Annotated in this window: 10 protein-coding genes; 6 read left to right on the plus strand and 4 right to left on the minus strand. The window is 65.8% G+C overall.

The window, feature by feature from the left end:
• Positions 1–17: 17 nt before the first annotated feature.
• Positions 18–1166: a class I SAM-dependent methyltransferase gene (locus AC56LU_RS07090; RefSeq protein WP_497174885.1), complete on the minus strand. Its 1149-nt coding sequence runs from the start codon at positions 1164–1166 to the stop codon at positions 18–20.
• A 59-nt stretch (positions 1167–1225) separates the two neighbouring features.
• On the opposite strand from AC56LU_RS07090, the gene AC56LU_RS07095 reads away from it, so the two are divergent.
• From AC56LU_RS07095 to AC56LU_RS07120, 6 genes are all read left to right on the plus strand, one after another.
• A complete protein-coding gene (locus AC56LU_RS07095) occupies positions 1226–2017 on the plus strand; it encodes an SDR family oxidoreductase (protein ID WP_497174886.1) in 792 nt (263 codons plus the stop codon).
• 10 nt (positions 2018–2027) lie between these two features.
• The gene (locus AC56LU_RS07100) at positions 2028–2426 is read left to right on the plus strand and encodes a dihydroneopterin aldolase (RefSeq protein ID WP_497174887.1); all 399 of its coding nucleotides are present in this window, start codon (positions 2028–2030) and stop codon (positions 2424–2426) included.
• Entirely contained in the window at positions 2423–3343 is a 921-nt protein-coding gene (gene ttcA, locus AC56LU_RS07105) for a tRNA 2-thiocytidine(32) synthetase TtcA (RefSeq protein WP_497174888.1), read from the plus strand. Before AC56LU_RS07100 ends, ttcA begins: the two co-directional genes overlap by 4 nt.
• A gap of 83 nt (positions 3344–3426) precedes the next feature.
• Entirely contained in the window at positions 3427–3936 is a 510-nt protein-coding gene (locus AC56LU_RS07110; RefSeq protein ID WP_497174889.1) for a phosphoglycerate mutase family protein, read from the plus strand.
• Positions 3937–4059: 123 nt separating this feature from the next.
• Positions 4060–5277: a helix-turn-helix transcriptional regulator gene (locus AC56LU_RS07115; protein ID WP_497174890.1), complete on the plus strand. Its 1218-nt coding sequence runs from the start codon at positions 4060–4062 to the stop codon at positions 5275–5277.
• The gene (locus AC56LU_RS07120; RefSeq protein ID WP_497174891.1) at positions 5274–6236 is read left to right on the plus strand and encodes a GlcNAc-transferase family protein; all 963 of its coding nucleotides are present in this window, start codon (positions 5274–5276) and stop codon (positions 6234–6236) included. The genes AC56LU_RS07115 and AC56LU_RS07120 overlap by 4 nt, the downstream gene beginning before the upstream one ends.
• 13 nt (positions 6237–6249) lie before the next feature.
• On the opposite strand, the gene AC56LU_RS07125 is transcribed toward AC56LU_RS07120, so the two are convergent.
• From AC56LU_RS07125 to AC56LU_RS07135, 3 genes are all read right to left on the minus strand, one after another.
• Entirely contained in the window at positions 6250–8010 is a 1761-nt protein-coding gene (locus AC56LU_RS07125; RefSeq protein ID WP_497174892.1) for a M14 family metallopeptidase, read from the minus strand.
• Between the two features lie 110 nt (positions 8011–8120).
• The gene (locus AC56LU_RS07130; protein ID WP_497174893.1) at positions 8121–9692 is read right to left on the minus strand and encodes a S41 family peptidase; all 1572 of its coding nucleotides are present in this window, start codon (positions 9690–9692) and stop codon (positions 8121–8123) included.
• Between the two features lie 158 nt (positions 9693–9850).
• A complete protein-coding gene (locus AC56LU_RS07135; protein WP_497174894.1) occupies positions 9851–13420 on the minus strand; it encodes an indolepyruvate ferredoxin oxidoreductase family protein in 3570 nt (1189 codons plus the stop codon).
• Between the last annotated feature and the right edge of the window lie 107 nt (positions 13421–13527).

The following is a 13527-nucleotide window of genomic DNA, read 5'->3' on the forward strand; positions in this document are numbered from 1 at the left end:
GCAAGATGTCAAAAATTCTACAGGCGGTGGGAGCGGTCGGCCCGCACGATAGCGTCAGGCAAGTCCACACCCTGCCCCACCACCAGCACCTTGAACAGTTCGCCCATCTCGGCCGGCGACACCAGCTTCTGCACCGCCTTCGATTGCGGCAGGAAGCGGATGGCATCCGCGGGGTCGGTTTCCATCAGCAGCTCGCCGATGCCGCAGCCCAGCAGGAAGGAGGCCTGGTTCATGTAGGCCAGCACCGGCAGCCCGGCTTCCTGCGCGGCTAGCGCCATCGCGGTAAAGTCGACGTGGGCGGTGATGTCCTGCAGGCCCGGCAGGTAGAACGGATCCGGGTGGGAGTGATGGCGGTAGTGGCACATCAGGGTGCCGCCCATGCGCTGGTCGAGGTAGTACTCGCGCGCCGGGAAGCCGTAGTCGAACAGGAAGGCGGCGCCGCGCCCGCCCCGCATCATGGCAGCCAGCGAGGCCATGAAGCCTTCGGCCACCGGGTGGATCTCGGTGACATAAGCATCCGGCAGGTGCTCGGCGTCGGGAACCTGGCGCGCAAGGTGGAGCGCAAGCGCGTGCGGCAGCGCCTGCTGCACGAAGGCGAAAGCGCCATTTTCCACCGTCACCATCTGGCGCTGCCAGCGCCCGTCCTTGCGGATCACCAGTTCCACCGGCATCGCATCGAGCACCTCGTTGGCCAGCACCACGCCGCTGAAGGTGTCAGGCATGCCGTCCAGCCAGCGGACCTGCGGCAGGTCTTGCAATGCTTCCTGCTGGCGCGCGCGCAGTTCCCCCGACAGTTCGATGATGGTGTACGAGCGCACCGTCACGCCCATCCCGTTCAGCGCGGTGAGCACGTCGCGCGCCAGCTTGCCGGTGCCCGCGCCGAATTCGATGATGTCGGGCGCGCTTTGGGCGATAATAGCGGCTGCCGCGCGCGCCAGCGCCGCGCCGAACAGCGGCGAGATCTCGGGCGCGGTGGTGAAATCGCCGCTCGCGCCCAGCTTGGATGCGCCGCCGCTGTAATACCCGAGCCTCGGTGCGTACAGCGCCAGTTCCATGAACCGTGAAAACGCCATCGCCCCGCCAAGCTGTTCGATCTCGGCGGCGATCAGGTGTTGCAGGGATTGGGACGCGGCGAGCGCGTCGGGAGCGGGTAGAGGCAGGGACATGCCGGCATTGTAGCGAAACGGCACACAAGCAGCATAACAACCCCAGCATAGTTCAACGCATGATGGAAACCGCACACATTGCCCCGAAGGTCGCCCTGGTGACCGGCGCCGGCCGCCGCCTGGGCCGCGCAATCGCGCTCGGCCTGGCCGCCGCCGGCTGGGATATCGCCGTGCACTACCGCCATTCCGAGCATGAGGCGCAAGAGACGGCGGAGGCTATCCGCGCCCTCGGCCGGCGCGCCGCCCTGTTCCCCTGCGACCTGCTGATCGAGGACGCGGTGCGCGCCCTGCCCGGCCGCGTCGCCGCGGAACTGGGCGTGATCAATTGCGTGGTTAATAATGCATCGTTGTTCGAATACGACAGTGCAACGAGTTTCTCGCCGGCCTTGCTGAGCACCCACATGGGCGCGAACCTGACGGCGCCGCTCCTGCTGGCGCAGGCCCTGCACGCCGCCACGCCGGCTGGCAGCCAGTCGGTCGTGATCAACCTGCTGGACCAGAAACTGTACAATCTCAACCCGGATTTTCTGTCGTACACGCTGTCGAAAGCGGCGCTGCACGCGGCCACCACGATGCTGGCGCAGGCGCTGGCGCCACTGGTGCGCGTGGTCGGCGTGGCGCCGGGCATCACGATGGTGTCGGGCGAGCAGAGCGAGGAAGGCTTCGCGCAGGCGCACCGCATGACGCCGCTGGGCCGCTCCTCGACCCCGCAGGACATTGCCGACGCGGTGGTGTATGCCGCCGGCGCGCGCGCCCTCACCGGCACCACCCTGCTGGTGGATGGCGGCCAGCACCTGGCGCCATCGAACCGCGACGTGATGTTCCTGACCGAACCCAATAAACTTTCATAAGGCTTTACCCATGTTATCCGCCCTGATTCACCCGAGCTTGCGCAACTGCCGCCGGCTGTTCCTGCGCAATTACGAAGTGATGATCAACATCGGCGTGCACGATTTCGAGAAAAAGGCGGAACAGCGTGTCATGATCAACGTCGACCTCTACATCCCGCTCGAGCAGTCGACCCCAAAGGCCGACCAGTTGTCGGAAGTGGTCGACTACGACTTCATGCGCGAAACCATCGCCAGGCGCATCTCGAAGGGTCACATCCACCTGCAGGAAACCCTGTGCGACGACATGGTCAAGGCCATGCTGACCCACCCGCGCGTGCGCGCCGCGCGCGTCTCGACGATGAAGCCGGACGTGTACCCGGACTGCGAAGGCGTGGGCGTGGAAGTGTTCCAGATGAAGGAAGAAGCATGAGCGAAGCGGATTTCGACCAATTGAACGCGGATGCCGCCAAGAAGGCGGAAAAAGTCACGTTCGAAAACAACAAGCTGCACAAGCGCCTGTGCCGCCTGGTCGGCCAGGCGATCGGCGACTTCAACATGATCGAAGACGGCGACAAGGTGATGGTCTGCCTGTCGGGCGGCAAGGACAGCTACGCGCTGCTGGACATCCTGATGACCCTGCGCGAACGCGCGCCGATCCACTTCGACATCGTCGCCGTCAACCTCGACCAGAAGCAGCCGAACTTCCCGGCCGACATCCTGCCGGCCTATCTCGACAAACTCGGCGTGCCGTACCACATCGAGAACCAGGATACCTACAGCATCGTCAAGCGCCTGGTCCCGGAAGGCAAGACCACCTGCTCGCTGTGTTCGCGCCTGCGGCGCGGCATCCTGTACCGCGTGGCAGATGAACTCGGCTGCAACAAGATCGCCCTCGGCCACCACCGCGACGACATTCTCGAAACCTTCTTCCTGAACATGTTCTTCGGCGGGAAGCTGAAGGGCATGCCGGCCAAGCTGGTCTCGGACGACGGCAAGCACATGGTGATCCGCCCGCTGGCCTACGTGAAGGAAGCCGACACCGAGCGTTACGCCGAAGTGAAAGGCTTTCCGATCATCCCGTGCGACCTGTGCGGCTCGCAGGAAAACCTGCAGCGCAAGCAGATCAAGAACATGCTGCGCGAGTGGGAAAAAAAGCATCCGGGACGCGTGGAGAACATCTTCTCCTCCTTGAGCACCGTGGTGCCGTCGCACCTGCAGGACCGGAACCTGTTCGGCTTCGTCGACCTGAAGACCGACGGCGTGGCGAATCCGCTGGGCGATATCGCGTTCGATGAGGAGCCGTGCTCGACGCCGGTGGCGAATACGATCTCGCTGACGCAGTTGTAATGGCTGGCGAACGGCAGCGTTAACAGAAAGGCAGGGGCATGCTACCCTGCTTTTTTTTCGTCCCGACCTACAAGAGGATTCCCATGAGCCTGCCCGCCCGCCTGTTCCGCTGCCTGTCCCTCAGCCTTGCCATTCTCGCGCCCGGCGCCGCACTCGCCGAGCCGAGCGCGGTCTACCTGGTGCGCCATGGCGAAAAGGCGAGTGTCGGCCAGGATCCGGAGCTGACCCCGCAGGGCCAGGCGCGGGCGCAGGCGATTGCCGCCATCCTGGCGCGCACCGGAATCACGAGCATCCACAGCTCGACGACCCAGCGCACGCGCCAGACCGCCCAGCCGCTGGCCCAGCGTCTCGGGCTCGAGGTGCAGCTGTACGATCCGCGCGCTCCGAAGGCTTTGGTCGAGAAAGTGAAGGCGCTGTCGGGACCGGTGCTGGTGGTAGGCCACTCGAACACCCTGCCGGAACTGGTGCGCCTGTTCGGCGGCGCGCCCGGCGCCGACATCGGCGACGACGAATACGACCGCCTGTACCAGCTCACGCCAGCCGGCGGCGGCGCGGTCCGGACCGTCTTGCTGAGCTCCCCTTCAGCTCCCTAGCGTTCCCACGCCTGTTGACGATATTTCTATGTTGAAATATTGTCGTGACCAGGTTACAACCAGTAGTTTCAATACTTCTTTGTATCAGTTACGATGCGTACGGATTATTGAACGGAGTAAATCTTGGACTTGTCGCAGGCGCGCTTCGACCATACTGTCAACCTCATCTACGACACGCTGGACCGGCGGGCGGCCTGGCGCGGTGTGCTCGAATGCGTGCACGAGGCCGTCGGCGGACGCGCCATCCACCTGCTCGCCTTCGATGCCCAGCACGGCGCCCTGTCGTACAGCGACGGCGCCGACATGGCGCCGCAGATCGACCTGGAATACATCCAGAAATACCAGTTCGTCGATCCACGCGTCGGGCTGATGCGCACCCAATGGACGGAAGACTGGCTGCACTGCCATGAACATTTCGACGATGCCTTCGTCGCCAGCGACCCGTTCTACCAGGAGTTCCTGATCCCGCACGGGGCGCGCTACCTGACGGCCTGCAAGCTGGTCGAGAACGACGAGGCCACCGTGCTGCTGGCCTGCCTGCGCCGCCCCACGGAAGGCCCGATGCCGCCCGACGCCCTGGCCTTCCTCGACCGCCTGCGCCCGCACCTGCAGCGCGCGGTGCGCATGGGCCTGGCGCAATTCGTGTATTCGGCCCAGGCCCTCGTGGGCCACGCGCTGGTCGACAAACTGCGCCAGCCGGTAATGCTCCTGACCACCAGTGGCGACATGGTGCTGGCCAACGAGGCGGCGCGCTGCCTGCTCGGCTCGACCAGCCTGGTGCAGGTGCTCGAGAATCGCCTGGTGCTGCCGCAGGCCTACCGCCAGACCTTCCTCGACCAGTGCGCTGAATTGGAGCACCAGGTGCGCTTCGGCCTCGCATCCGAAGCGGCGGGGGGCGAAGCCGCCGGCAAGGCGTTCCGCTCGCTGCACATGAGCAGCGAGCCCGGCGCCGCGCAGGATGACCTGTACGGCTTCTTCACCCTGCTGGTACCGGAACGCACCATGGGCAGCTTCGGCCTGCGCCCGCTGGTGATGCTGTTCTTCTACCACCCGACCTCGGCCCAGGTCATCGACTCCGACCTGCTCACCGCCGCCTTCGGCCTGTCGCACGCGGAGTGCCGGGTGGCCTCGCTGCTGGCCGACGGCCTGCCCCTCAAGAGCATTGCCGACACGCTCGGCGTACAATACGACACGGTGCGCAAGCAGCTGATGTCGATCTACCAGAAGACCGCCACCAACCGCCAGCCGGAACTGGTGCGGCTCCTGATGAACCTTCCCGCATCGGCGGTGCAGCGCGCGCTCAAGGCAGACGCCGGCCCCTTCCATGGAATCACCGCGTGAGCATCCTGACCAGCCCGACGATCTTCATCAGCATTGCGTCCTATCTCGACCCGATGCTGTTCTTCACCCTGAACGACGCGGTGACGAAGGCCGCTCGCCCGGAGCTGCTGTCGCTGGGCGTGGTCGACCAGCACGTGGAGGACCAGCGCGCCGCGATCGCGGCCCTGCCCTTCGCGCGCCAGGTACGCTATGTGCACCTGCATCCGCAGGACACGCTGGGGGTGAGCTGGGCGCGCAGCGCCGCGTTCTCCCTGTACGACGGCGAAGGCTTTTTGCTGCAGGTCGATTCGCACACCCTGTTCGAGCCGGGCTGGGACGAGCAGCTGCGCCAGCTGCATGCGCGGCTGGTGGAGCGCTCGGCCAAGCCCATCATCAGCACCTATCCCTACCGCTTCGACATGGTCGACGGCAAGCCGCAGTACACCCCGAGCGAAGGCCGCACCGCGCTGGTGCTGCGCCCGCATCCCGAGAAGAACCTGGCGCCCGACGACGCCGTGCTGCGCTTCATGGCGCGCCACCTGTTCACGAACGAGCCGGTGATGGGTTGCCACGTGTCGGCCGGCTTCCTGTTCGCCGCCGGCAGCTTTGTCGAGGAAGTGCCCTACGATCCCTGGCTGTACTTCCACGGCGAAGAGCAGAGCCTGGCGGTGCGCGCGTTCACGCGCGGCTGGGACGTCTTCCACCCGCTCACCACCCCGGTCTACCACCTGTACAAGACCGAGGGCACGCCCTACGAGACCCACCACTGGCACGGCGAAACCGACGCACGCCGCGCCTTCCAGTCCACCTATCTCACCGAGCGCGCCAGGCGGCGCCTGAACCGTCTGCTGATGGGCGACGGCCTGCCCGGCGCCTATGGCCTCGGCACGGTGCGCACGATGGCGCAGTACGCGGAGCTGAGCGGCATCGACTACGCCAGGCAGACCATCAGCGATCCGTTCGGCGGCCAGCTCTGCTAGCCGCCGCTGCGTTTCAAGGCGCTGCGTTGGTGCGCAGCACCGGATACAGGTTGAAGCGCTCGTCCCACGAGGCGTGGCGCCGGGCGAAGAACTCGAGGCGCGCGTGCGGATTTTTTGCAAAGGCCGGGTCGGTCTCGACGCGGCGCTTGAATTCGGCGGCGAGCGCCGGGTCGGCGGCCATCTGCTCGCGCGCCACGTCCTCGGCCACGTATTCTTCCATGTACTCCTTGCGCTCGTAGGCGTTGTTGAACATGCCCCAGGCCAGCAGCGAGTCCGGCGCCTGCGGCTCCAGCATGGCCACCACCAGGCGCGCCTTCGGCTGGTTGACCGGCACGAACAAGGAACCGCGCAACACGGCGCGCGCTTCCGGCTTCCAGGCGCCGTCGACGCTCAAGCGCTGGTGCGACTCGAAGGACGTGGCGCTGAAGCTCGCCTTGTCGGCGCGGAAGGTCTCGACCCGGGCCTCCGCCATGGCCTTGTCCAGCTTGCGGAAGGCGATGCCATGCAGCGCCAGCTTCTTCGCCACCATGTCGGCCCAGGCCGCCGGCACGATGTAACCGGCGCGCGGGGCCGTCACCTGGCGGTCGGGCACGACCTCTTCGCGCAGCGGCACGCGCCACACCTGCGGCCGGCTTTCGTCGTAACGCGTCATCAGCATGCCCGACACGTCGGACTGGGTGCGGGTGTACGCGTAGCCCTGGAAGTCGACCATCTCGGTCTTGTCGGTGGTGCGGTAGCTCAGGGCGACCTCGGTACCGGCCAGCTTGGCCGCGCGCGCGTCGGCATCCAGCGCCGCCTGGCGCCAGGCCTTTCCGTTCTTCGCGACCTGGTCGAGGATCGAGATCACGGTGTTGTGGGTCACGCGCACGCGGGTCGGATAGTCCTTCCACGAATGGGTTTCGACCAGCAGGGCCATGCGGTTACGCAGCGGGAAATAGCCGGTCGAGAAGCGCGGATCCGAGACGCTGTCGATGAAGCCCGATTGCGGATCGTCGGTCTTGGCAAACGACATGTAGTAGGACTGCGGCATCGAGCCTTGCTTGGCGATGTCGGCGATTACATTGGCGCGCAGGGCCAGGCCGGCCTTGCGGAATTCCGGGTCGCCCGAGTACACCGGCTCGACCTGGATCGAGACGTCGTGCTGGAACTTGGCGCCATCGGTGACGTGCAGGTCGACGTAGGTCAGCGGGTCCCAGGCATCCACAAGTTTCAGCATGGCCTGCATTTCCGGCGCGTCGGCCTTCACGTAGTCGCGGTTGAGATTGAAGTTCTGGGCGGTGGTGCGCCAGCCCATCTCGACCGGACCGCGCTGGTTCGGGCGGTTCCACTTGCCGAAGCGCTCGTGGCCGTCGACGTTGAACACCGGGACGAAGACCAGCACCTGCTTATCCAGGGCGCCCTTGGCCAACTTGCCGTCCAGGCTTGCGCGCAGGGCCAGGAAGCCGGCGTCCTTGCCGTCGATCTCGCCGGCGTGGATGCCGCCCTGGATCAGGGTCACCGGCAAGCCCTGCTTCTTCACTGCCTGCGGGGTGAAGGCGCCGGTATTCGAGACGACCAGCGCCAGCATCGGGCGGTTCTCCGGCGTGCGGCCGAACTCGATGCACTTGACCTGCTTCGGGTAGGCCTTGGCAAACTCGCCGCACAGCTTGATGACTTCATCGTAGCGGCCGGTGGTCTGGAAGCCGGAACGCTCCGAGATGGTCGTCAGGTCTGGCGCAGCGTGGGCGAGGGGGACGGCGGCCAGCATGGCCAGCAGCAAGGCAGAACGCATCATCAGGAAAACTCCGGCAATCGATCGGTGGCAAAGCCGAGGATTATAGACCTGTTTCCATAATGAAAAGAGCCACGGACAGTCCGTCCGTGGCTCTTTTTGTCAGGCGAAGCTCAGGGTCGCGGCTTCGTGTAGATGGAGATTTCCCGGGCCGGATGACGCACGATTTCCATCGGCACCTGGCGCGCACGGCTGGCCGGCGGACAGGTGCCGGTTTCGCGGTAGGTCAGCGCTGCGGCCAGCAGGCCTTCGCTGCGATCACCCAGCGGTTTCGACAGGTCGTCGGCCACGGTGCAGGTGGCCGCCAGGCCGTCCGAGAAGTCGCCGAAGCCCTTGTTGTTCACGCCCTTGAACTCGATCGAGAAATAGGTGGTGCCGCAGTTCGGCACCGGCGTGAAGCCATACGGCTTGCCGCAGGTCTGGCTGCCGATCACGTCGACCTGGACGTCGGCGCCGCGCAGGCCGTTGATCAGCGCTTCGCTGGCCGAGCAGGTGCCCGAGGTGGTCAGCACGGTGACGCGCTTCAGGCCGAGGTAAGGCAGCGGCGTGCCGGCCCGCACCGGGTTCGGCGAGCTGAAGCCCCAGGCCGTGTTCAGGAAGGGGATGGCCGGCTGTTGCGGCGTCTTGTCGTTGTACTGCGGGCGCTCGAAGATCTTGCCGGCGGTCTGGTCCGGGCCCGCGATCATGTAGGACAGCTCACTGGCGACGTACAGCAGTCCGCCGCCGTTGTAGCGCAGATCCAGCACCAGGTCGCTCACGCCGGCCTGCCGCAAGGTGACGAAAGCATCCACCAGTTCCTTTTCGGAGACCGCGTTGTGGGTCTCGAAGCCGAGGTAGCCGACCTTGCCGGTCGCAGTGTCGAACACCTGCACGTTCTTGACCGGGTCGATGCGCACGTCGGCCCCCGTCATCGACACGTCGAAACTGGCGCCGGCGCGCTGCAGGGTGAACTGGTGCGCCACTCCGGCCGTCTCGGGGAACAGGCCGGCATTGATCTGGGCAACCTGTGCGGCCGTGCCGCCGTTGACGAAGTCGACGCCATCCACCCGGAGCAGCATGTCGCCGCGGCGCAGGCCGGCAACCGCTGCGGGCGAACCCGGCTCCACCTGGGCGACCAGCCAGGTGCGCGGCACGGTGGCGCTGTTGCGCTTCCAAGTGATGCCATAGCCCAGGTCGATACCGGAATTCTGCAGCTTTTCCCACTCCTCGGTGGCGTAGGTGAAGTGGTATTTGTCCTTAGGCTGGCCCGACTCGGTCAGGGCCGAGGTCTTGAGCACGTTGAAGTAGTCGACCGGGTTGGTGAAATCCGCCATCCGGTAGGTGTTGGGGATCTCGTTGTACCAGAGGTAGTACTGGTTCGACCAGGCGCGCAGGAACTTCAGCTCGTCGAGCAGCGTGCCCTGGCGGTCCGGGAAAGGCTTGCCATTGCTGTCCAGTCCTGTGCGCGGCTTGGCGCACAGGTTCCAGTAGGTGGAGAAGGCATCGCCCAGCAGGTTGGGGTTGAGGTCTTCCGGCGTCGCCGCGCCGGTCGGCGGGACGGGATTGGTCGGCGTGGTCGGCGTAGGCGGCTGCTGTCCGGCCTGGCCCGAGTTGCTGGCACCGGGTGAACCTCCGCCGCCGCCGCATCCGGCGAGGACGAATGCGGCGGCGAGCAGCGACGCGATCAGGCGAGGTGCGGTCGACACACGACCATGTGCATATGGCGAGTTCATGCGGACGATTATAGACGCGGCTGTCAGGCCGGAGTGCAACCAACTGTAACAGTCGGGTCTGACGGACAACAAGAAATGTTAATGGGCATTAAAAGACACGGCCGGGCTGTGCCGGCCGTGTCTGTTTGTCATCAGGCCGCGCGCGGGGCGGCCGTGGCCGGCGCGTGGAAGGCCGCGACCAGGGCGGCTTCCTTCTGCTTGGCCGCCTTCAGGTGACGTTCCTTCACGTGGCCGTAGCCACGGATGTCTTCCGGGATGCTGGCGATCGCCACCGCCTGGGGAAGCTTGTCCGGCGAGAGTTTCGGCAGCAGGGCTTCCACGGTCTGGCGATACTGGCCAATCAGCGCGCGCTCGGTACGGCGTTCGGCGGTATAGCCGAACACGTCGAACGGGGTGCCGCGCAGGCCTTTCAGTTTCGCCAGCAGACCGAACGCACCCATCATCCACGAACCGTATTCCTTCTTCAGCGCGCGGCCTTCCTTGTCGTGCTTGGCCAGCAGCGGCGGCGCCAGGTGGAACTTCAGCTTGATGTCGCCTTCGAACATGCCGGCGATCTTCGCCTTGAAGGCCGGGTCGGTGTGCAGGCGGGCGACTTCGTACTCGTCCTTGTAGGCCATCAGCTTGTAGAAGTAACGCGCCACGGACTCGGTCAGGCGGGTTCCCTTGCCCAGCTTTTCCTCTTCGGCGCGCACCTGGTCCACGAAGGCCTTGTACTGCGCGGCGTAGGCTGCGTTCTGGTAAGCGGTCAGCAGTTCCACGCGCCGGTTGACGACGTCGTCCAGCGACTGGCTGCGCTTGAACTCGATCACCTGGGCCGGGGTGGTGAGCCTGGTCACCGACGCCAGGTCGTGGGCGGCCGTGCGGCCCCAGTTGAAGGCCGCCTTGTTGAAGGGGACCGAGACGCCGTTCAGTTCGATCGCTTTCAGCAGCGAGGCCTCGGCAAGCGGCACGCGGCCCTTTTGGAAGGCATAGCCGAGCATGAACATATTGGTCGCAATCGCGTCCCCCATCAGGGCGGTGGCGATCTTCCCGGCATCGACGAAGTCGACATTGTTCGCGCCGCAGGCCTGCAGGATGGCGCCTTTCGACCCCTCGCCCGGGAACTGCCAGTCCGGGTTTTTCACGAACGCCGCGGTGGTCGAACCGGTCGCGTTGACGGCCGCCCAGGTACGGCCTTCGCCCATGCGGCTCAGCGCATCGCGGCTGGCGGTCACGATCTGGTCGCAACCGATCACCAGGTCGGCGCTGCCGGTACCGACACGGGTCGAATGCAGGTCGGCCTGGTGTTCGGCCAGGCGCACGTGCGACATCACCGGGCCGCCCTTCTGGGCCAGGCCGGACTGGTCGAGCACGAGGGCGCCCTTGCCTTCGACGTGGGCCGCCACCGCCAGGATCTGGCCGACGGTGACGACACCCGTGCCGCCGACGCCGGCGATCAGGATGCCGAAGGGTTCGGCGACCGACGGGATGCTCGGCATCGGCAGGGCCGGCGGAGCGGCATCGGCGGTTGCCGCTTTCTTGGGCTTCTTGAGGCCGCCGCCTTCGACGGTGACGAAGCTCGGGCAGAAGCCGGAGACGCAGGAAAAGTCTTTATTGCACGAGGACTGGTTGATCTGGCGCTTGCGGCCCAGTTCCGTTTCCAGCGGCTCGACCGACAGGCAGTTCGACTGTACCGAGCAGTCGCCGCAGCCTTCGCACACGGCTTCGTTGATGACGGCGCGCTTGGCCGGGTCGGGGAACTCGCCTTTTTTCCGGCGGCGGCGCTTTTCGGAGGCGCAGGTCTGGTCGTAGATCACGGCGGTCACGCCCGGCATCTCGCGCAGCGCTTTTTGAACGTCCATCAGCTCGGCGCGGTGGCGCACGGTGACGCCCGCGGCCCAGGCGTAATCGTCCGGGTATTTTTCAGGCTCGTCGGTGACGACGATGATCGTGCCCACGCCTTCCGCGGCGATCTGGCGCGTGATCATGCCCGGGTCGAGCGGGCCATCCACGTTCTGGCCGCCGGTCATGGCGACCGCGTCGTTGTACAGGATTTTATAGGTGATGTTCACCTTCGCCGCCACGGCCGCGCGGATCGCCAGGATGCCCGAGTGGAAGTAGGTGCCGTCACCGAGGTTCACGAACACGTGCTTCTCGTCGGTGAACGGCGCCTGGCCGATCCAGGTCGTGCCTTCGCCGCCCATCTGGGTGAAGGTCGAGGTTTCGCGGTCCATCCACAGCACCATGTAATGGCAGCCGATGCCGGCCATGGCGCGCGAACCTTCCGGCACCTTGGTCGAGCTGTTGTGCGGGCAGCCCGAGCAGAAGTAGGGGATGCGGTCGGTTTCCGGATTGGCCTTGGCCGGGATGTTCTTCAGCACCAGCTCTTTCGCTTCCAGGTAAGCGATGCGCTCTTTCACGCGCTGCTCGACCGGGTGGCCGGCGCAGTAGTGCGAGATGCGCGAAGCGATGGCGCGGGCGATCTGGGCCGGGTTCAGCTCATACGTCGCCGGCAGCAGCCAGTCGCCGTGGCCCATGCGGTCCTTGTTGCTCCACTCGCCGGTGTCGTCGAACTTGCCGACCACGCGCGGACGCTCGCCATCGGGCAGGTTGTACAGCGCTTCCTTGAGGGCGTATTCCATCACCTGGCGCTTCTCTTCGACCACCAGGATCTCGTCCAGGCCGCGCGCGAACTCGTGCACGCCTTCGGATTCGAGCGGCCAGGTCATGCCGACCTTGTACAGGCGCAGGCCGATGTCGCGCGCCGCTTGTTCGTCGATGCCGAGATCGGCCAGCGCCTGGCGGGTGTCGACATAGCTCTTGCCGGCGGTGATGATGCCGATTTTCGGTGCCGGGCTGTCCCAGATAATCCGGTTCAACTTGTTCGCGCGCGCATAGGCCAGCGCGGCATACCACTTGAAGTTGCTCATGCGGACTTCCTGGTCCAGCACGGCGTCTGGCCAGCGGATGTTCAGGCCGCCGGCAGGCACTTCGAAGTCGGTCGGCAGCGCGATCTGCACGCGGTCCGGATCCAGGTCGACCACCGCGCCCGATTCGATGATGTCGGTGACGCACTTCATCGACACCCACAGGCCGGTGTAGCGGCTCATGGCCCAGGCGTGCAGGCCAAAGTCGAGGTATTCCTGCACCGAGGACGGGTACAGCACCGGGATGCCGCAGTGGGTCAGGATGTGGTCGGACTGGTGCGCGGTCGAGGACGACTTGGCCGCGTGGTCGTCGCCGGCCAGCACCAGCACGCCGCCATGCTGCGACGAGCCGGCGTTGTTGCCGTGCTTGAAGACGTCGCCGCAGCGGTCCACGCCCGGGCCCTTGCCGTACCACATGGCAAACACGCCGTCGTACTTGGCGTCTTTATAGAGATTCGTTTGCTGGGTGCCCCAGACGGCGGTCGCCGCCAGGTCTTCGTTCATGCCTGGGTGGAACTTGACGTGGTGCGCCTCGAGGTGCTTCTTCGCCTTCATCGCGGTCTGGTCGACGGCGGTGACGGGCGAGCCGCGGTAGCCGGTGATGTAACCGGCGGTGTTCAGGCCGGCTTTCAGGTCGCGCTCGCGCTGGAGCATCGGCAGGCGCACCAGCGCCTGGGTACCGGTCATGAACGCGCGGCCGCGCTCGAGCGTCCACTTGTCGTCGAGGGTAATATCGTGGGTGTGCTGCGCGTGCTGGGGCTGCGCCAGGTCGGTGCGCTCGAGGGGTGCGTTCATGCGGTGTCTCCGTAAACTATCGCCAGGGATACAGGCGCGGCTCTTCATGGCCGGTCTTCCCGTACGTCGCACAGTATATTCCTGGCACCCCAGCATTAAATTCCAAT

The organism is Telluria sp. PB2R4 (assembly GCF_059685695.1).